At 46.9% G+C, this 20,532-nt stretch carries 21 protein-coding genes; 15 read left to right on the top strand and 6 right to left on the bottom strand.

What is annotated here, in order from left to right:
- The first annotated feature begins 172 nt into the window (after positions 1-172).
- Both murA and mreB read left to right on the top strand, forming a co-directional pair.
- Complete coding sequence (gene murA, locus KNO68_RS09165; RefSeq protein WP_012727351.1) at positions 173-1,474, top strand: UDP-N-acetylglucosamine 1-carboxyvinyltransferase; 1,302 nt, start codon at positions 173-175, stop codon at positions 1,472-1,474.
- Between the two features lie 81 nt (positions 1,475-1,555).
- The gene (gene mreB / locus KNO68_RS09160; RefSeq protein WP_078147656.1) at positions 1,556-2,542 is read left to right on the top strand and encodes a rod shape-determining protein; all 987 of its coding nucleotides are present in this window, start codon (positions 1,556-1,558) and stop codon (positions 2,540-2,542) included.
- 41 nt (positions 2,543-2,583) lie between these two features.
- Here mreB and KNO68_RS09155 read toward each other — a convergent pair whose 3' ends face one another.
- Both KNO68_RS09155 and KNO68_RS09150 read right to left on the bottom strand, forming a co-directional pair.
- A complete protein-coding gene (locus KNO68_RS09155; RefSeq protein WP_159562969.1) occupies positions 2,584-2,955 on the bottom strand; it encodes a VOC family protein in 372 nt (123 codons plus the stop codon).
- A 24-nt stretch (positions 2,956-2,979) separates the two neighbouring features.
- Positions 2,980-3,474: a hypothetical protein gene (locus tag KNO68_RS09150; protein ID WP_215112368.1), complete on the bottom strand. Its 495-nt coding sequence runs from the start codon at positions 3,472-3,474 to the stop codon at positions 2,980-2,982.
- 188 nt (positions 3,475-3,662) lie between these two features.
- On the opposite strand from KNO68_RS09150, the gene KNO68_RS09145 reads away from it, so the two are divergent.
- Positions 3,663-4,424 carry an SDR family oxidoreductase gene (locus tag KNO68_RS09145; RefSeq protein WP_215112367.1) on the top strand — a complete coding sequence of 254 codons (762 nt, stop codon included), beginning with the start codon at positions 3,663-3,665 and terminating at the stop codon, positions 4,422-4,424.
- Positions 4,425-4,487: 63 nt separating this feature from the next.
- On the opposite strand, the gene KNO68_RS09140 is transcribed toward KNO68_RS09145, so the two are convergent.
- Positions 4,488-5,267 carry a response regulator gene (locus tag KNO68_RS09140; protein ID WP_214686045.1) on the bottom strand — a complete coding sequence of 260 codons (780 nt, stop codon included), beginning with the start codon at positions 5,265-5,267 and terminating at the stop codon, positions 4,488-4,490.
- The gene (locus KNO68_RS09135) at positions 5,248-7,029 is read right to left on the bottom strand and encodes a sensor histidine kinase (RefSeq protein WP_078147652.1); all 1,782 of its coding nucleotides are present in this window, start codon (positions 7,027-7,029) and stop codon (positions 5,248-5,250) included. Before KNO68_RS09135 ends, KNO68_RS09140 begins: the two co-directional genes overlap by 20 nt.
- Positions 7,030-7,215: 186 nt before the next feature.
- On the opposite strand from KNO68_RS09135, the gene KNO68_RS09130 reads away from it, so the two are divergent.
- From KNO68_RS09130 to KNO68_RS09115, 4 genes are all read left to right on the top strand, one after another.
- Positions 7,216-9,171: an ATP-binding protein gene (locus tag KNO68_RS09130; RefSeq protein ID WP_214686047.1), complete on the top strand. Its 1,956-nt coding sequence runs from the start codon at positions 7,216-7,218 to the stop codon at positions 9,169-9,171.
- Positions 9,172-9,268: 97 nt separating this feature from the next.
- Complete coding sequence (locus KNO68_RS09125) at positions 9,269-10,042, top strand: flagellar hook-basal body protein (protein ID WP_078147650.1); 774 nt, start codon at positions 9,269-9,271, stop codon at positions 10,040-10,042.
- 11 nt (positions 10,043-10,053) lie between these two features.
- Entirely contained in the window at positions 10,054-10,836 is a 783-nt protein-coding gene (locus KNO68_RS09120; RefSeq protein WP_012727342.1) for a flagellar hook-basal body protein, read from the top strand.
- A gap of 60 nt (positions 10,837-10,896) precedes the next feature.
- A complete protein-coding gene (locus KNO68_RS09115) occupies positions 10,897-12,000 on the top strand; it encodes a glycerate kinase family protein (protein ID WP_215112366.1) in 1,104 nt (367 codons plus the stop codon).
- Between the two features lie 16 nt (positions 12,001-12,016).
- On the opposite strand, the gene mscL is transcribed toward KNO68_RS09115, so the two are convergent.
- Positions 12,017-12,397 carry a large conductance mechanosensitive channel protein MscL gene (gene mscL, locus KNO68_RS09110; protein ID WP_078147648.1) on the bottom strand — a complete coding sequence of 127 codons (381 nt, stop codon included), beginning with the start codon at positions 12,395-12,397 and terminating at the stop codon, positions 12,017-12,019.
- A gap of 197 nt (positions 12,398-12,594) precedes the next feature.
- On the opposite strand from mscL, the gene KNO68_RS15050 reads away from it, so the two are divergent.
- The 7 genes from KNO68_RS15050 to KNO68_RS09075 all read left to right on the top strand — a co-directional run bounded on the left by KNO68_RS15050 (position 12,595) and on the right by KNO68_RS09075 (position 18,127).
- The gene (locus tag KNO68_RS15050; RefSeq protein ID WP_078147647.1) at positions 12,595-12,855 is read left to right on the top strand and encodes a DNA-directed RNA polymerase subunit beta; all 261 of its coding nucleotides are present in this window, start codon (positions 12,595-12,597) and stop codon (positions 12,853-12,855) included.
- A gap of 13 nt (positions 12,856-12,868) precedes the next feature.
- Positions 12,869-13,291 (top strand): 3-hydroxyacyl-ACP dehydratase FabZ, encoded by a 423-nt coding sequence (gene fabZ, locus KNO68_RS09100; RefSeq protein ID WP_031422282.1) that lies wholly within the window; start codon positions 12,869-12,871, stop codon positions 13,289-13,291.
- Between the two features lie 11 nt (positions 13,292-13,302).
- A complete protein-coding gene (locus KNO68_RS09095) occupies positions 13,303-13,758 on the top strand; it encodes a hypothetical protein (RefSeq protein WP_012727337.1) in 456 nt (151 codons plus the stop codon).
- 97 nt (positions 13,759-13,855) lie between these two features.
- Positions 13,856-15,592 (top strand): methyl-accepting chemotaxis protein, encoded by a 1,737-nt coding sequence (locus tag KNO68_RS09090; protein ID WP_215112365.1) that lies wholly within the window; start codon positions 13,856-13,858, stop codon positions 15,590-15,592.
- 63 nt (positions 15,593-15,655) lie between these two features.
- Complete coding sequence (locus tag KNO68_RS09085) at positions 15,656-16,705, top strand: C45 family autoproteolytic acyltransferase/hydrolase (RefSeq protein ID WP_214686248.1); 1,050 nt, start codon at positions 15,656-15,658, stop codon at positions 16,703-16,705.
- 58 nt (positions 16,706-16,763) lie between these two features.
- Positions 16,764-17,042, top strand: a complete 279-nt coding sequence (locus tag KNO68_RS09080; RefSeq protein WP_214686241.1) for a hypothetical protein — start codon at positions 16,764-16,766, stop codon at positions 17,040-17,042.
- A 146-nt stretch (positions 17,043-17,188) separates the two neighbouring features.
- Entirely contained in the window at positions 17,189-18,127 is a 939-nt protein-coding gene (locus KNO68_RS09075) for a sensor domain-containing diguanylate cyclase (RefSeq protein ID WP_214687538.1), read from the top strand.
- Between the two features lie 108 nt (positions 18,128-18,235).
- Here KNO68_RS09075 and KNO68_RS09070 read toward each other — a convergent pair whose 3' ends face one another.
- Complete coding sequence (locus tag KNO68_RS09070) at positions 18,236-18,865, bottom strand: class I SAM-dependent methyltransferase (RefSeq protein WP_214730243.1); 630 nt, start codon at positions 18,863-18,865, stop codon at positions 18,236-18,238.
- Positions 18,866-18,929: 64 nt separating this feature from the next.
- On the opposite strand from KNO68_RS09070, the gene KNO68_RS09065 reads away from it, so the two are divergent.
- Complete coding sequence (locus KNO68_RS09065; protein WP_214730244.1) at positions 18,930-20,411, top strand: cryptochrome/photolyase family protein; 1,482 nt, start codon at positions 18,930-18,932, stop codon at positions 20,409-20,411.
- Positions 20,412-20,532: the final 121 nt, after the last annotated feature.

Genomic DNA, 20,532 nt, shown 5'->3' with positions numbered 1-20,532 from the left:
GTCTGACATGATGTTTTTTCATTCAGTTTGCACTTATTTATTATTCAGCTTGATTGTGAATGAAAACCCATCACGTTTTACAAACCATTCAAATAATCGACATTATCACATCCGGAATCGGATATCGACGCACTATATAAAAAAACAATGAAGTTGGAGGACAAAGAGAGATATGAAGGATTTGATCGTAGTCCGTGGAGGACGTAAACTGTCAGGTACTGTGCGCGTTGAGGGAGCAAAAAACGCCGTACTCAAAACATTGGTTGCCACTCTATTAGCTAGCGAAGGAAAGTCAATCTTACAAAACGTACCACGTCTTGCTGACGTGTACACGATTAACAAAGTACTTCGTCACCTCGGTGCAGAGGTATCGTTCAATGAAGAAAAGAATGAAGTAACTGTCGATGCGTCGGGCGACATCAAAGATGAAGCACCGCTTGAATACGTGCGGAAGATGCGTGCTTCAATCCTCGTCATGGGACCTCTTCTTGCCCGTCTCGGTCACGCTCGTGTAGCGATGCCAGGCGGATGCTCAATCGGATCACGTCCGATTGACCTCCACTTAAAAGGATTCGAAGCGATGGGTGCGAAAACGGTCATCGGAAACGGATTCGTGGAAGCTTCTGTAGAAGGCCGTCTCCAAGGCGCTAAAATCTACTTGGACTTCCCATCTGTTGGTGCGACAGAGAACATCATGATGGCAGCTGTGCTCGCAGAGGGTACGACCATCATCGAGAACGTTGCAAAAGAACCTGAGATCGTCGACCTTGCGAACTTCTTAAACGGAATGGGCGCACACGTCCGCGGGGCAGGTACAGAAACGATCCGTATCGAAGGTGTCGAAACACTTCGCGGTGCAGAACACTCGATCATCCCTGACCGCATCGAAGCAGGCACGTTCCTCGTCGCAGGGGCGATTACAGGTAGTGACATCGAAGTCATCGGTGCGGAACGTGAGCACCTTCGTCCATTGATTTCAAAAATGGAAGAGATGGGTGTCCACTTCGAGGATACGGCAGAAGGCATGCGTGTCACGGCACCAGATGAATTGAAGCCGGTTGATGTGAAGACGATGCCACACCCGGGATTCCCGACAGACATGCAGTCACAAATGATGGCACTCGTCTTGAAAGCGGGCGGTACATCTGTCATCACGGAAACGGTGTTTGAGAATCGCTTTATGCACGTCGAAGAGTTCCGTCGTATGAACGCGGACATTAAGATTGAAGGACGTTCGGCAATCGTCAAAGGTGGCGTACGCCTTCAAGGAGCGGAAGTTGTCGCAACGGACCTTCGTGCCGGAGCAGCACTTATTCTAGCAGGTCTCATCGCGGAAGAAGAGACACGCGTTGGAGATTTATATCATATCGACCGTGGATACGTTGACTTCCACAAGAAACTTCAAGCACTCGGTGCTGACATCGAGCGTATTGAAGGAACTGTCGAAGTTGCTGAAGAAATGGTTCAGAACTAAGAAACGAGCACGAATGAGAGGGCGAGGAGAGACTCTTCTCGCTCTTTTCAATGAAGAATCGAACGGAGGAACCTATACATCATGTTTTCAAAAGATATCGGGATTGATTTAGGGACAGCAAACGTTGTCATTCACGTCAAAGGGAAAGGAATCGTCTTAGACGAACCTTCAGTCGTTGCGATAAAACGCTCTACAGGAAAAGTACTAGCAGTCGGTGCAGAAGCGTATGAGATGGTTGGTCGTACACCTGGTGATATCGTGGCGATCCGTCCTCTCCGTGACGGAGTCATCGCCGATTTCGCCACAACAGAAGAAATGCTCCGTCACTTCATCGAGAAAATTCAAGTCCGAGGCTTCTTCGGAGGCATCCGCATGCTGATTTGTACACCTGCGAACGTCACGCCGGTTGAAGCAAAAGCCATTCGTGAAGCTGCTGAGAAAGCTGGCGCGAAAGAAGTCTTCCTCGCCGTCGAACCAAAAGCTGCGGCAGTCGGTTCAGGCATGGATATTTGGAAGCCGGTTGGTCACATGATCATTGACATCGGTGGTGGGACGACCGACGTCGCCATTTTATCAATGGGAGACATCGTCTGCGGTGAGACTATCAAGATTGCAGGGGATCGCTTCGATACGGACATCCTTCGTGCCATCAAAGAGAAGCACAAGCTGATCATCGGAGAACGTACGGCTGAACAAATCAAGAAAGAAATCGCGACGGTCTTCCCAGGAGGGCGTAACGAATCGATGGATATTCGTGGACGTGACATGGTACGTGGATTGCCTCGTACGGTGACCATTACGTCAGAAGAACTTCGTGAAGCGATGGCTGAATCAGCTAATGAAATCGTCGAAGCAGCGAAGCGTGTCCTTGAACAGACACCACCAGAACTTGCAGCGGATATCATCGACCGCGGAATCATCATGACAGGTGGGGGATCACTCCTTCACGGTCTTGACCAACTCGTCGCAGAGCGTGTCATGTTGCCGGTCATGATGGCCGAGGAGCCGACACTCAGTGTCGCGCACGGAACGGGAATCATGCTCGAAAACTTAGATCGATTGAAATAAACAGACAAGCGACCGCGTGCGGTCGCTTGTTTTTTGTATGTTCAACTCAATATTTCGGAGACGAGTGCCAACACGTTGCCTTCAGAATCTTTGAAGAAACTCATCCACGTTTCTGTCGTCCCCATTTTTGCCACACAGTGTGGTTCATCAATGAAAGTCACTCCTGCATTTTTCAACTGAGCATAAGCATCATCGATGGATGCGATACTCAAATAGAGAATTGGACTTGATTTTGCAAAAACATCATTCTCTGGAGGGGACAACATGAGGCGAACGCCCCCACAGTCGAAAAATGCGAGCAATCCTGCTTGAAAGAGAAAGGGTACCTCAAGCGTGTCACGATAGAATTGAACGGCACGGTCTAACTCTTTGACAGGGATGTAGATTTGTTTGATTTGTTGAATGAGGCTCATGGGATTCATCCTTTCAATATGTATTTAAACAGGAAGGGGTAACTCTGATTCAAGTTGACGTTGGAGACGGTTGGTAAGTCCTGTTGGGTGAGACATTAAGCCGATAGAAATATGTAATGGGAATAGGGTATGTAAGTCGCCAGGATAATATGAGCCATCTCGAGGTAACGTATGATTGACAATCCGAGAGACTCCTGAGGAATGGTCAATGTGTAAGACGATTGGAGCAGATATTCCGGTCCCTCGCTCAAGTTGTTGATGGTTAGGATAATATTCTTGTAGAAGCACCCATACATACACTTCCTGTCGAGTCGTACTCGTCCCGAGGATTTGATAGCTGGCATAAACATCCCCACCGAAATTAGGAGACATGACTTGAGTTGTCAAGTATCGCTCCAACACGTTCTGATTGACGTCGACGGATTGGGTAAGCGTGACAAATGATTCATCCGTCAAGGCAGCATAGAGCAAAGCACTCAATATCCATGTACAAAATGTCGTTATGATCAACTTTTTCAAATAAGCGCCTCCCAATACCGATGTGATGAATCATATATGTCCATCATATCTAAAGAGGATACGAATATATAGGTCATTCGTGGGAAAAATTGTATATAATGAAATCATTAATCAATGTGAGGGGAATCATGATGGCGCCGATTCACTAATAGACTGAACAGAATAATCAAATAGAATCGGAGGACATCATGAACAAACCACTTACACTCATTACGGGCGTCAGCCGCCATCAAGGCATCGGAGCTGCGATTGCACGAAAACTAGCACATGAAGGGCACAACCTTTATTTGACACACTGGAGTCCGTTTGACGCGACCGACGGAATCGGGGAAGAGAGAGACTTCATCGAACGATTCGTTCAAGAGTTGACCGAACAGGGTGCCCGTGTCGAACATGAGGCGTATGACCTAGCCTCGGGTGACGAAGTCAGGCTACTTAATCGGATTGAAGCCAAGCTCGGGATTCCGAGCAGGCTGATTCATAACGCGACCTATGAGCGACATGTCAACGTTGAGAACTTTACAACCGACGTATTGAGAAAACATTACCTGGTGAATAACGAAGGGACACTCGGACTCACCTTTGCGTTTATTGAGCGCTATAAACAAGCGGGACATCAAGATGGGCGAATCCTGTTCTTCGTATCGGGGGGACCGGATGTGAATAACCTGGCCTACATCGCAACGAAAGGTGCATTGATTGCCATCACACCTGCGTTGGCGAATGGATTAGGAGAATACGGCATTTCGGTGAATGCTCTCGATCCGGGACCGACGGATACGGGTTGGATCAATGACGAACTTCGCGAACACTTGCTACCATTATTTCCTTATAAGCGAATGGGGACGCCTGAAGATACGGCTCGCTTCGTCGCTTTCTTGATGGGCCCAGACGGCGCATGGGTGAATGGCCAACATCTTCACGTTGACGGAGGGTTTACTGGGCGCTAATAGAGAACGTTCGATGGATACAATAAAAAGAAGGCATCTCACTTTAAGTGTGAGATGTCTTTTTCAATGCCATGTATAGTCTTTATCAACAAATAAACGATTTTTTAAGTCTGTTTTAGAAATTGAAGGATTTGGTGCATCAAGCCAATCATAATAATCACAGGCACAGGAATCACCAAGTTCGATCGAATAGCCATTATTTATTGTATTAACAGTTATATCGAGTTCATGTTCAGCTAACGTCTTTTTCAATCGATAAATCGTGTTGTATACGTTGTGTAAGGCGCGTTGTGGTTCATCGATGTCCGGGTAAAGGGTTTCGGCAAGTACCCACTTATTAATGACCTGCTTACGATGAAAAACTAAGAAGGCAAATAACTCTTCTGTTTTTTGTGTTGGCCACTTCACAAGATTTCCATCTTGTGTTCGTACCGAAAAACGATCTAGAAATTGTATGCGACAAGATTGATTGAGATTCTTTTGTTGAATCGCCTCATAGCGCTGGATGATACGCGGAATGACGTTATGAATCATCTGCTCTGTGATGGGCTTCAACAAGTAATGCGTGGCATGCAAATTGAACGCTTCAACGGCATACTGTTGATGGGCGGTCGTGAAGACGACTTGTGTCCGTTCTGGCAAATAGGTCGCCAATTCGAGCCCCGTCATTTCAGGCATCTCGATATCTAAAAAGACAAGGTCTACCGGGTGCTCTTGAATAAAAGTGAGAGCTTGAACCGGACTTTGGAATGAACCAACCCACTCAAGAGACGGCTCTTCTTTTACAATCCGCTCCATCATCCCTAAAATATGATGTTCATCTTCAATTAAAATCGTACGCATCTAAATGATTCGTCCTTTCCTGTTTTGGTAAACGCAGGTGAATGGTGGTGCCTTTTTTCAAAGTGGAAGCTAAGTCAAACGTTGCACCATGAAGGTGTTCGATTCGACTTTTAATATTGCAAATCCCAATCCCGGATGTTTTGTTTGATACGTTTGGATCAAAACCACTCCCTGTATCTTGAACATAAATCTCAATCATTCCGTTTCGTTCCTGGATAGAAAGTGTCAATCGCTTTTGTCCTGGGTGTCGATAGAGGCCATGTCGCACGGCATTTTCAACGAGTGGTTGAATTAATAAAGGTGGAATCGAACAGTCGAGAAGAGATTCATCAATTTTTTTCTCGACGTAGAACGAATCACGGAATCGCGTCTGTTCAATGGCGAGATACGAGTCAATCATATCGACTTCTTGGCGAATCGATATCTCGTTTTCGGTTCGACCATTTTCAAAAATGAAGCGGACGTAAGTGCTTAAGTGACTGAGTAGACGAGCCGCATCGGGTGGAGACGTGTAACAGAGTGCAATCACATTCCCGAACGTATTGTAAAGGAAGTGAGGTTTGATTTGAGCGTTGAAGAAGGACAACTCATGCTGGGAAGCCAACACTTCGACTTGTTGTTTTTTTCTTTTGTCGGTAGACAAGTGAATCGGTAGAAGTAAAAACATCAATAGGAAATAAATGATGGTAAACGTATTGGCGTACAGCTGCTGATTGGGCGAAACGATGAACGTTGACGTCATAATTCCGATATACCCAACGAGTTGGGCGAGTGTGAAAGTTAGTAATTCGAGCGGATTGCCGGTCTTATACTTTTCAAGGAGCCATCCGATGTTCAAGCCGACCCAAAAGAACGTGATGAATAGAACGATCATCCATACAAAATATTCGAACACCTCGTAAACGGAAGCGGGCAAGAGGATGGCTAAACCAGTCAATCCGTACAACGGGTACCTCGAAATGGCCAAAAACCGGTCAAACGACACACGTTCCAAACATCTTGAAAACTCAATCAACATGATGATGCTCAGTAAGGCTAAACTCAACGTCAACTTATCACTACCCGAGATCCACATGCCATCTCGGGACATGATGGAAAAACTCGTCAACAAAAAGAAAGCTGTCCCGAAACCGTACAAGCGTTCATTTCGGTGAAAGAGATAGACGATGGCATAGAACATGGCAATCAAAAGTGAAATGAGCAATATGAAAAATTCGTAGCCGGCATAAGCGTTTTGAGTGGTCATGATGGCATGTAACGGTCCGACTAATATACTTTCTTCGATGGGTGCAAAATTACCTGCCTGTCGTTCATGTTGAATCGTCAGTCGGAATTGTTTTGTTTCATCATCGAGCAAGAGCAGAGACGGCTGCTCGACGAGACGATTGTTTCCAATTTGTACCGTTTCAACCATTTTCCCATCTATCAAAATCGTAGAAGAGGAGAGGGACTTTGGAATGAGCAAGGCATACGTACCGTTCGGCAACGCGAGATCGAGTTCATAGGTGGATTCACGATAAGGGGTTGTAAACGGAATGGTTCGATAGGAGCGGCGATCAACTTGGGTGACAATCCCTGACTCATAGCGCCATGAGCCGTCTAGTCGCAAAATCTCTTCGTCGACAGTAGAAGAGAGAAGAGAAGCTTCGCCCTTGTTAACGGTGACGATCGGATTGATCGACTGATGTCGAATCAATAAAGTGAGACTGACACCAACCAACAACACAAGGATGAAGATAAACGTCATTCGATTACGCGTCATGAGCACATTCCCTTCAATCTTTGTGAGTTTCTTGTGAGGTCATTCCGTTATTCTTCCTAATAGGTGAATGAATTTTTGAAGTGACTCTCCGTCTCATCATCGTACCCGAACTTTTTTTGTTTGAACAGAAAAAGTCATTCACCGTACGAAGTGAGGCATTCTAAGAGTGAAGGAAGAAGGCATTCCATGAAACGTTGGATTGAACAACGCATTAGTCGACAAGTTATGACGATTTTTTATATATTGATTGCCTTAGTGACACTCACATCGATTGGGACCTATTTTTATACACAGCAATCGATTCAAGAGACGACCGTAAAATTAGAACGAATTAGTGAGCAACGTGCACGGGCGACAGATCTGTTTGAAACGTGGCAATCGATGCAATATGAATTACGAGGGCACGTCCTGTTAGGAGAACGTGCGCTATTAGAAGAAGTAAGAACAGCTCAAACGAATATCGACGAGCAAACGACATGGTTCGAAGAACAGGCAAGAAACGCGGAAGAAGTACAGTTCGCAGAGGATGCGAGACTTCTCTTCTCGATCTATACGACACGCGTCATGCCGGCACTTGAGCAGTATGTGATTGCGAAGCAGGCAGGAGAAATCGATGAATCGTTCCTGCAGATGCGCACCGTAGGGCAATTCATGCCGAAAAATGAAACATCGACTCAGACACGATTTAAACTGAACTCAAGTAGTGCTGCCGATATGAGTGCGAGCATCGTCGATATGGAGTCGGTCTTTACCGACTATCGACAAAATCTTGATTTTCAAGAAAGTGAATTGCGAGATGCGCTGTCAAAACAGTTAGTGAAAGCCCAATGGATGTGGCTTTTGATTCTACTCGGGGCATTGTTCATATTGTTTGTCGGGTTGCAGCCATATATTTTAAGGTTGACCAATCAACTGCAGACGCTGATGGTAAACAGTGAGCGTCTCGCGAGCAACCCGAGCGCGACACTCATCCCGATTAAACCGCTACAAAACGAAGTCGGACAGTTGTCGAAAGCGTTTAATGAGATGGCGACCTCACTTCGGACCCAACAAGATCAAGTCGATCGTGAACGAGAGAAGACCGCTCGAATTTTGCACACGATGCGCGATTCTATCGTCTATACGGAACTCGAGACGAATGAACGATTCGTGAATAGTGCACTCTTTGACTTGTATGAGCATCCACTTCCATCAACGGAACGGGGCAGTCTATACCCGATTGCGATGTACTATCCGATGTTCATGAACCAGATTGACGATCCGGAGAGGTTGAATCAATTCACAAAACGTGCAAAAGAAGAAGGTATATTCGATGAAACGTATACGTATACGATGCAGGAAGGTCAGAAAACGATTCGCATGTACGCCGAACCGATTGATCTGCAAAATGAACGCGTGGGTGTCATCTTCGTCTCACGAGATATTACCCAGGAAACAGAAATCAATCGCTTGAAGACAGAACTTGTGGCGACAGTATCCCATGAGCTTCGGACGCCCCTTACCTCGATTCTCGGTTTTTCAGAACTGCTCAAAAGGCGTCAATTGGAAAACACGAAGCGAGAGCGCTATTTAGACATGATTGCGAGTGAGACAAAGCGGCTCGAACGTCTCGTGAGTGACTTGCTAGATGTTCAAAAAATGGAGGCGGGTATGAGCGTACCAGACTTTAAAGTAGAGAGTCTATATGATTTATTATCAGATCTACTCGAAATCCATGCAGGATCGACGGAGCATCATTTCTTCCACTTTGATTGTGACGAATCGTTATTTGTCGCAGGAGATCCGGCCCAATTACGTCAAGTCTTCTCAAACATCCTGAACAATGCCATCAAATATTCACCGAACGGTGGGAATGTGACGGTTGATGTCACGTGTGAGGGTGACACGATTCAAATCGGGATATCGGACGAAGGATTAGGTATTTCGGAAGAAGATGCGACGCGAATCTTTGATAAATTTTATCGTTCGGCCTCGGAAGAAAGTAAACGCATCGGTGGAACCGGCTTAGGTTTAGCGATCTGTAAAGAGATCGTTCAACTGCACGGTGGTACCATCTCTGTTCAATCTCAACTAGGAGAAGGAACGACGATGATTGTTGAGTTACCGATGGTCGACCATGTCAATGAAGAGAGTTCATCCTAATTTATGGGATGAACTTTTTTGAAAAAACGGTGAATGTCACGCTCGTTTGGTACGATATAGAGAGTGAATCATGTTATAGGATGAAAGGAAGACGATTATGCTACGCGGATTATATACAGCAGCGGGAGCGATGAATGCCCTGCAGCGCCAACAAGAGATTTTGAGCAACAACCTTGGTAACGTGAGAACACCAGGCTTCAAAGCGTCTGATGGCGTGGTACGTTCGTTTCCGGAGATGCTTCTTGCACAAGTCAGCAATCCGGATAACGCGAAATCGCGCGTGAAGGGAGAAGTAGGTACCCTATCAATGGGCGTCTATCTTCAAGAAACAATGCCCCGTTTCTCAGCTGGAAGTATCACAGAATCCGGTAGCCCGACCGACCTGTATTTAAAGGCACCTACTAATTTTGCGGGAGCCCCGATGTTTGCGGTCGAACAAGGCGGCGAGACGTTGTATACGACAAATGGACGCTTCTCGATCGATGAGGCGCTCTTCCTTCGTTCTGCGGACGGCGGATATATCCTTTCTGATGAAGGGGAACGAATCCAACTGCCATCGAGCGAGTTTCAAGTAGGGAAAGATGGTGTCATCACATCGCTTGGACAAAACGTGGCGACTCTTGGTGCCTACCAAATCGATGACTTGACGACTCTTGAACAAGTCGGCAATGACTGGCGTGTGACGGGTGATGCCCCGGCGCAGGCCCAGGTCGAAGTACTACAAGGATTTATTGAAGAAGCGAACGTCAACCTCGACCAGACGATGGCAGACTTGATGATGACGTATCGTCAGTTTGAGGCGAATCAAAAGGTCGTCCAAGCGTATGATAAAAGTGCCGAGCGAGCAATCGAAATCGCTCGTATTCGTTAAGGAGGAACACCATGCAGTCCATTTATAACTCGGTCAACTCTCTGTCTCAACTTCAGCGTCAATTAGATGTGACAGGTCACAATATCGCAAACGTCGATACGGTCGGCTTTAAGCGTCAACAGGGGCATTTTGCTTCGCTATTGTCGCAGGCGTATAACAACCAACCGCGTCCTGAATTCGAAGTCGGTCGAGACACACCGAACGGGATTCGGATTGGAGTCGGGGGACATGTCGCCGATATTACACAGCAGTTCAATATCGGACAAGTACGTACGACAGATCGTGGATTGGACGTCTTTTTAAAGGCGAGCCGTCAATTTTTTGTCGTGGACACGCCGAACGGTGTCGGGGTGACTCGAAGTGGAAACATGCAATTGTCAGTCGGTGACGAGACGACGCTCGTTGATGTGAACGGGAATCCGCTTCTTGGAGATGACGGTAATCCAATCACGATGCCGAACGATGCGACGAATCAGCGCATTCGTCAAGACGGTGTGGTCGTTGCGAGTGTGAATGGCGTTGAACAAGAATTCGGACGTCTCGACATCGTAGAAGTCCGCAATACGTCGGAATTACGTCCGCTCGGAGATAACGTGTTCGCAGCGGATTTGGAGACCGAAGTCGATCGTCCACTCGGAAATCTATTGATTGAAGGGACACTCGAGTCATCGAACGTTGATTTGACGAAAGAGATGACTGATATGACAATCACACAACGAGCATATCAAATGAACTCACGGGCGATGTCGATGAGCGATCAGATGATGGGGCTTGTCACGGCGTTACGTCCATAACGCCTACCGCTTCTCGAGCCGAGAAGCGGTTTTTTTATAGACAAAGGGGGAGAAGCATCAATGCGGATTGTAGTCGCGATGGATTCATTCAAAGGCTCACTTTCGAGTATGGAAGCAAATCAAGCGGTCCTTCGTGCGCTTGAAGGGCATGAGGTCACCATCATACCGATCTCTGACGGAGGAGAAGGTTTTTTGGATGCTTGGATTGCGACACATGCGGATGGGACCATTATAGAAGAAAATGTCGTGTGCTTGGATGGAATACAGCGCGTTGCACGTTTTGGTTTCGAGCCGTCAACGAGGCACGCGGTAATCGAAGTGGCGGAAACAGCAGGATTGACACTCCTCGCTCATGTCGATCCGTGGCGCTACAGTTCAGTCGGAGTCGGTGAACAGATCGTTCAAGCGCTAGAGCGTGGGGCGAGGATCATCACCGTCGGGCTCGGAGGGAGCGGGACGATGGATGGTGGAAAAGGATTGCTTGAGGCGTTAGGTGTTCGTTTTCTCGATGCGAACGGTGCTGTGCTATCGACCATCCCCCATCGAGTAGAAGAAGTGGCATCAATTGATTGGTCCGGTCTTCATCCGCGTGCGCGCGAGGTCGTATGGAGAATGTCTTCCGATGTACAGAACCCATTGATTGGTGAAAGCGGAGCAGCCTATGTGTTCGGCCCCCAGAAAGGATTGGCGGCAGATGTAGTGAAGCGATATGACCGGATCCTGGATCACTACGCGAACTGTTTTGAAGTGGATAGAAGAGCACTTCCTGGAGCAGGGGCGGCTGGCGGCATCGGCTTTGCGCTATTGCAGCTTGGTGCAATCTACGTGAGTGGCGTCGAAGAAGTGGTCAGTTGGTCTAAGCTCGAAGAACAGTTAGAAAAAGCAGATTGGCTGATTACAGGAGAGGGTAAATTTGACGCGCAAAGCTTTGAGGGAAAGGCACCGTATGGGTTGGCACGCCTTGCGAATACGCATGGGGTCCCGACCCTCGTCTTCACCGGACAGTCCGATTACACATCGCATATGGAGTCCGGCATCGTCGCCATTTTTCCGATCGTGTCTCGGATCATGACGTTAGAAGAAGCGATTTGGGAAGCAGCTCCACTATTGACGAATGCGGTCCAACGCGTGCGTCATGTCATTGAAAAGGCGCCACGACAGTAGTCGGGCGCCTTCGCATTCATAAAGAACGATTTTTTAGCAGATCACGAATCTCTGTCAACAGTTGCTCTTCTTTCGTTGGGGTCGGAATAGCAGCTTCCTCCACTTCTTTTTCACGCTGTAAACGATTGATGACTTTGACAACCAAGAAGAGGGCGATGGCGATCAAGAAGAAGGACACAATCTGTTGAATAAAATTGCCATATAACACATCCACTCCGAGTACACTTGCTTTTAAGCCAGAAAAATCGATTCCTCCAATAATGATTCCGAGAAGCGGCATAAAGATATCATTGACGAGTGAGTTCACGATGGCAGTGAACGCTGCACCAAGTACGACAGCAATCGCCAAGTCGATGACATTCCCGCGCATCGCGAATTTTTTAAATTCTTTCCACATAAACAAACCTCCTGACGTTGAATAATTTAAGCGTAGCATATTTGAAAGGAAGAAATAAATAAATCGTTCGACTTCTATAAGGGAAGGATGCTTGTTCGACTTTTCTGCATAGGGTACACTAAAAAGGTAGCAATTTACGCATTTTAATACCAGGTACTAATATGATATAATCATTTTAGCTGAAAGGATGGTTGGACGTGTCGAACGATGAACAGACGAGTTCGGAAGAACAAAAAGGTTCACCAGAACAAGAGACGAAGCAGACAAAGCAATCGCGATTATCGAATCATCGTCGATTCCCGATTTTACTGCGCGTGCTCGTTGTTTTAGTGTTGGCAATCGCGATGCTCGCCCTCGGAGCGGTCATCGGATATAGCGTCATTGGCGGAGGCGATTGGAAAGATGTATTTGACATCGAGACCTGGCGCCATATCACCGATTTTTGGCTAACCTCTTAAAGGCGGTGGATGGATGTATACAATTGAGCAAATCAAAGAAGTAATCCCACACAGATACCCGTTTCTGTTAATTGATCGAATTATCGAAGTCGAGGAAAAGAAGCGTGCTGTTGGATTAAAAAATGTCACGGCGAATGAAGAGTTCTTTAACGGGCATTTCCCAGACTATAATGTCATGCCAGGTGTCTTGATTGTTGAAGCACTCGCACAAGTCGGTGCTTTTGCAATGTTGAAAGACGAATCGAATCGAGGCAAGCTCGCCTTTTTTGCAGGGATTGACAACTGCCGTTTCAAACGCCAAGTCGTCCCGGGTGATCAACTTCGCCTCGAGGTAGAAATCATGAAAATTCGTGGACCAATCGGTAAAGGACGTGCCGTGGCCACGGTCGATGGAGAAGTTGCTTGTGAAGCAGAACTCACTTTCGCCTTGAAGTAAGGAGAAATGGGATGCGTGCTTTAGTTATTGTCTTACTAGTCGGCTTAATGACGATTGTGGGTTGTCAGCAACTCCAGACAGAAGAGTCGAGTGAGGAAAATGTCGTTTACGAGCAAAATGTGGATGAAACGATGATTGATAAACGTGCAGGACAGTCCGATGCAATCGCCGTTTCTCTTGAACGAACGAATAACACGACGATGCTCTTCACGATTCGAATGCTCGAAAATCGTCGTCTTGATCCGACGACGGTCATGAGTTATGAGGTCGAAGGCGAACGCGTTGCGATTCCATTTGGTGAACTGATTGCAGAGCGTGAAGAGGATATTCGGACGTATGAGTATCAGACGGACGTAGACCCGGATCTGTTCGTATCAGAGACACTTCCACTCTTCCATCTCGTTGAAGAAGGTGAATCGGAAGTCACGATACCACTCGAAGTCATTAATTCGACAAATGGTGAATAAGAAACAGGCGATGTTGTCGAAAATCGCCTGTTTTTTTGTGGAGATAAATCTATTCTATCCGATAAAAAGAGTAAGGAGAGAATGGAGGAATTTTGAGATGAAACAGAAATCACAGTCGTTACAGACGCGCATTCTAGCATCAATGTTGGTCTTCGTCACGTTGCTCATCATTTTGTTTGGAGTAGTGCAATACTTCAGTACGAAGCATTCCGTACTCAGTACGTTACATGCGACGTTAATTGAAGATGGTGAACGGATTAGTGAATCGTTGGATGTCGATGCCTATGCATCCTTCGTAGCGAATCCGTCAAAAAATGAGCAGTATGAGCAGTTTCGTGAATACTTAGATGCATATCGTCAGCAAATCGGTGCGATGTATGTCTACACGATTGCCACAGAGGGCGAGGAAGTCCAAATCATCGTAGATGGTTTGAACGAGGCAGATGCCGCAGAAATCGGTTCTCCGACTACAGCGATGACGTATGAAGGAGCAAAGCCCGCATTCCAAGGTGAGACCGTCGCAACCGATGTCATCGATGATCCGGAGTACGGGAAGTATGTGACGGTGCTTGTCCCGATTAAACAAGGGAACGAGGTAGTTGGGGTACTCGGAATTGATAAAGCTGCTACTGAGGTCTCCGCGATTACAGGAGATGTCTTAAAAGAGAGTCTAGTTCCAATCTTAATCGGTTTACTCGTGCTCCTTGTCGTTTCGGGAATCATCATCTGGCGTTATCTTGGCTGGAAATTGCGTCCGCTCCAAGCATTAGAGCGTGTGGCCACATCCATTGCTGAAGGTGATTTGGCGACAGCGACGACTGCGGTTGAAGGTATTAAGTTAAAATCTAATGACGAAATCAAACGTCTGACGGTGTCGATGGAGAAGATGACACATATGTTAAAAGATTTGATTTCCGGCATTCAAACGTCGGCACAGACGGTACGGGATGAGAGTGGCAACGTTTCAGGTATCTCAGAAGAGGTAAATGATGCCTCTCGCCAAATTGCCTATACGATGGAAGAAATCGCAAGCGGTGTTGAGAATCAAAGTGTCTTGACGATGCGTCTTTACGGACATATGAATGAATTTTCGACACTTGTCGAGCAAACGACATCAGACGGAGAACAAGTGAGTGAACAGGCGGAAGTCGTCAGTCGGGTGACGATGGATGGTCTACGTTACATGGAGAGTGCCGTCAATCAAATGACTCACATTCATGCGCAAGTAAAAACATCACAAGGACAAGTCCGCGACTTTGAACAACAAGCGGACGAGGTGACGGAACTGGTCACGATGATTCGTCAAATTTCACAACAGACAAACTTGCTTGCACTCAATGCAGCGATTGAAGCGGCTCGGGCCGGTGAACACGGAAAAGGGTTTGCCGTCGTCGCCTCGGAGATTCGGAAACTTTCGGATAGTGTCGCTGAGTCTGTCAGTGAAATTTCGGAAATCGTCGGAAGCGTCAAACAAAACTCGATTGCGCTCGGTCAAACCTTTACAGAGAGCATGACGGCTGCAGAGGAAGGGAAAGCGACACTTGAATCGACGAAGCTTGCATTCACTGAAATCGAACAGAGCGTTCGTCACATGCAACAGTTGACGAGTTCGATGCGTGGCCAACTCGATCGAGTGAAGACGAACCAGGATCACATTCAACATGGACTGTCTGAAATTGCTTCGATTTCAGAAGAAAGTACAGCCGGAAATGAGGAAGTGGCTGCTTCGACGGAACAGATGTCGGCGACGAGTGAGACGATGAATCGTCTCGTAAAAGATTTGTCGAGCACGGCAGAGGACATGCAACGAATGAGTCAACAGTTCAAGTTATAAACAGTCTCACTTCAGACAGACCTCTCGTGCGTCCGCTATAATGGGCGCAAGGGAGGTTTTTTCATGCAACAATTCTCTAGTGAACTGACACAGTTTCGGGGAAGTCATTATGACTTCGGACGATTTCAAGGAAAATATATTAAGCGCAGTCAATTGCTCGAAAATCGGACGGATCAGTGGAAACTACGCGTTCCGCGATTTGAGATTGATGCGACTGAGGCGAAGGCTGCCTTCGATGAATTTGCTCCAAAGATTTGGGAGGAGTTGATTGGGTTACAAGATGAGCTGAAGCTGTCGCTCAATGACACGTTACTTCATTTCGGACATTTTCGAGTCAACAATCCAATCAGCGGCTGTTCGATTTTGACGGGGGATAACTTTCTCGTTCGGAATTACGATTATCACCCGATGACGTATGACGGTCGATACAACGTCTTTCAACCGGATGACGGGTATGCGGTCATCGGACCGGTCTCTCGTGTCACCGGACGTATGGACGGAATGAATGAAAAAGGACTTGCCATGGGCTACAATTTCATCAATCGTCGTCGACCCGGGGACGGATTTGTCTGTCAAATGATTGGACGAATCATTCTAGAAACATGTGCGACGGTGGAAGAAGCAGTCGATTTATTAAAAGAGATTCCGCATCGCGGGTCATTCACATACGTCGTCCATGACAAATCATCGAAAACACGTGTAATCGAGGCGACGCCTCGAGACATCCAAGTACGGGAATCGAATATCTGTACGAACCATTTTGAACTACTCCAACACGAGAATCGCTATCATCTTGATGATTCGACTCGTCGCATGATGGAAATCAAAGTCGTGCAACACTTGATTCAAGATGCGGAGAGCGCATTCCGTCTCATGAACGACACCGACAAGGGCGTCTTTTCAGAATTGTACAGGAGTTGGGCGGGAACGATTCATACGGCTGCTTATTTCCCTGAAACGCTCGAGACCTGGTTTGCGCTCGGTGGAGACCGTGACCCGGTCATCTTCGACTTCCAAAAATGGCTCGATGGGGAAGATTTCGATCTTCATGCACTTGACGGTGAATTGGCGACAGATATCGAGTTTGCGAATACGGTTCAACTTTGGCGCTGACGTTTGTCAGTGCTTTTTTTAGGAGAAACGGGAATACCCATTATAGGAGGGATGAAAGATGAAACGATTTGGAATCATACTCATCATGCTGACACTTGTTACACTACTCGGAGGTTGTGTTCCGGGTGACGGGACTTACACGACGGATCCGGCAGGTTTTTTCTGGGGCATCTGGCATGGATGGATTGCACCAGTGTCACTCATTTTAGGATTGTTCAATGACACATATCGCGTGTATGAAGTGAACAATACCGGTTGGTTCTATGATTTAGGATTTTACATCGCTGTCATCAGTGGATTTGGTGGATTGACGTTGACACGGAAGAGTCGGGGATGAGTCTGATTATATGAAAATGCCTCATGACGTAGGGGTTCCAATCCGCGTCCGAGGTATTTTTTTATGTTGTTCGATGTAAGTAAAGGAAACGGTTGAAGAGTTCGATATAATGAGTATGGATGATTTTTTTCGAGTGGAGGTGCCATATGCACTCATATGAGTTTCAAATGTATCGGAATTTTGATGAGCTAGCGATTGACTTGATTGAGTTAGCAAAAGAAATAGTACCAGATAAACTAGTCTATCTCACGTCAATTGAGAATGACACCCAACATATACTCAAACTATCCTCACAAGATTCTCCTATCCTACTTGAAGAAGGCATGTCCTTTGATTTGAAGGATACGGTATGTAATCGAATCGATTTCAATCAACGAGAAGTTTTGATGTATGAAGACATCGAATCGCAGATTGAATCGACGCGACTTCAGTCATTACTGCGCGAAGTGAACATCAAGTCGTATTTGGGAATCCCGATTCTGACGAAGAACGGGGATATTTTCGGTACGCTCTGTGTCGCCAATCATAAAAGCGCCCAGTACGATTCAAAAAGTGTCCGCTTGTTGAAGCGCGTGGTTCGTATGTTCAGTTACTATTTAGAACTTGAACGTCGTGCCTCACGGGATGAATTGACGGATCTTTATAACCGACATTACTTGTCTAACTATTTTGAGACGAATCCGAATCAAGGTGGGGCACTGTTTTTAATTGATTTAGATGGGTTCAAATGGGTGAATGACACATTCGGTCATGATGAAGGGGACCTCGTCTTGAAAGAAGTGGCGCTTCGTCTGAGACGTTTGATGGAGCCGATACCTGATTCGAGAGTGTATCGTTTAGGTGGGGATGAATTCCTTATTAAAATCGCACATGCGTTATCCAAAGAGACTGTCATTGGGTATGCTGAACAGATCTTGTATGTATTGAAAGAATGGGACGACCATCTCCCGTTATCAGCGAGCATCGGCATCGCTCAATATGATTCCAACGAACAGGCGGACCTCGGTCGATTATTGAAAGAGGCAGACATTGCACTGTATCAATCTAAATCGAGCGGGAAGAACACGTACAAGTTTTATAAATAACGTCAGAAGGCTAAACCGATGGATTGCGATTGGTTTAGCCTTCTGTTTTCGCATTCAGCACCAACGAACCGATTGGCGTGAAAGGATCGAATGAAAAACGGGTAGTGATTAAGAGTTCGGTGTGCATCCCGTAACGGCGACCGTATGATAATCACGGGAGTCCGGTCCACGTTGTACCGATACGTCCTTGAATCCGAGGTTCACCGCCGCGGGGATGAATTGATTCCGAACCATCTCGGAGATGTCGTTCCATTCGACATCACCTTTCCCGTCACAGTAGGTGATGACAAAGGTGCCATTCGGTTTCAAGACGCGTTCGATTTCAGACAGAACGGTCGTGACATCTCTCCAGAAATATAGTGTGTGAATGCTGAACACGTGATCGATGGATGCGTCCGTCACCTCGAGCTGATGCAAATCTCCTTGGATCAAGTTGGCCCGTTTTGTATGAATCGAAGCCTGATTGCGCTGTCTTGCTGAATCGATGATTGTTTTAGATCGGTCGAGACCCATGACATGTACGTCAGGATGTCGTTGAAGGATGGTTGCCATCGCATCGCCGGCCCCGCACCCGAGCTCTAGAACGGTTGTACCGGGTTGAATGTCTAACTGTTCAATCGTCCATTCGACTTCGACCCGGTGTTGGCGTACCATCTTTTCCCCGATATACTTTCCGACGGGACCCCTTGGATTCTCGTATTGACTGTCAATCCATTTCAGTAGCACTTGTGGTAACACATCATCACCTCACTTCGAAAGTAGCTCGATTGTAGCACATCGATGAGACAAAGGAGTCAACAACATGCGTTCATTTTGGATACTCGGCAACCAACTCTCGCACGAACTTGCGATGCTGAAGGATATGAAAGAAGATGATGTCATCGTCATGATTGAGGCGACGTCGCGCGCGACGTGGCGTCCGTACCATAAACAAAAGCTCGTCCTCATCTTCTCTGCGATGCGACACTTTGCTGAAGAATTGCGCGATAAAGGATACACCGTGGATTATCATGAGGCGGATTCGTTCCAAGAGGCATGGGACAATCATGTGAAACAGTACACTCCGGACGAAATTCATGTCACCGCCGTCACGGACGAACCGATGGCGAAAAAACTGAAACAATTTGGGAAGAAGCATAAACTGATCGAACATACGGATGTCCCGCTCTTCTACTTATCAAAAGAGGAAGCGACCGAGACGCTCGGGAATGAGCCGTGGCGGATGGATCGTTTTTATCGTCACATGCGGAAGCGATTCGATGTCTTGCTCGAAGAGGGGAAGCCACGTGGCGGGAAATGGTCGTTTGATGCGGATAACCGAAAACCGCCGAACGAAGGACTATCGTTTCCATCTGCCATCCATTTCCGTCCAGATTCGATCACGAAAGACGTTATCGAAAAAGTCGAGTCGACGTTCTCGGAACATCCGGGGGAGGTGACCTCGTTCCATTGGCCGGTCACACATGCCGAGGCGAGACGTGCGCTAAAACAGTTCGTAGAAGAACGACTTGAAACGTTCGGTCCGTATCAAGATGCAATGATGACGGATGAACCCGAGATGTCACACAGCCTGTTGTCGGCTGCCATCAATATCGGTTTACTGACACCGCGAGAAGTTGTTGATGCGGCATGTCAGGCGGATGCACCGCTATCGTCGATTGAAGGATTCGTCCGGCAAATCCTCGGTTGGCGAGAGTACATGCGCGCCGTCTATCTTTCTGTCATGCCCGGTTATGAAGACGTGAACACGTTCAAGCATGAACGCGACTTACCGTCCTTCTTCTGGGATGCGAAGACGGAGTTGAACTGTCTGCATCAAAGTTTGAAACCGGTTGTCGCACATGCCCACAATCATCATATCCAGCGACTGATGGTGCTCGGAAACTATGCGACATTGTTTGAAATCAATCCGAAGCAGACGAGCGACTGGTTTAACGAGATGTATATCGATGCCTATGACTGGGTCGTCTTACCGAACGTACTCGGGATGGCTCTTCATGCGGACGGCGGAAAGCTCGCCACAAAACCGTATGTCGCTTCCGGAAAATATATCGACCGGATGAGTGACTACTGTCGGGATTGCCCATACAACCCAAAACATACAACAGAAGACGACGCCTGTCCGTTCAACGCCCTCTATTGGCGGTTCATCGATCGTCACGAAGAACGATTCTCGAAAAACCAGCGGATGAAGATGATGGTCCGTAATTGGCAGGGACGGGATAATGACGTGAAAGCCGACATCTTAGCGAAAGCCGAACAGACATTGACCGACTCCCCGTGAATCGGTTTTTTTACGTTCTCTTCATGAAACTTAGCAATTCCTTTATCATAGCTTTACAATCATTCGTTACGATAAGAGCTGTGAGACCCCCTCACTCCAAGTGAATAGTTACCGGTAGAAC

This window comes from Exiguobacterium sp. s75 (assembly GCF_018617145.1).
In the GTDB taxonomy this organism is placed as follows: domain Bacteria; phylum Bacillota; class Bacilli; order Exiguobacteriales; family Exiguobacteriaceae; genus Exiguobacterium; species Exiguobacterium profundum.
Note: the sequence above shows the minus strand (reverse complement) of the source record. Positions and strands in the feature narration are given on the sequence as shown.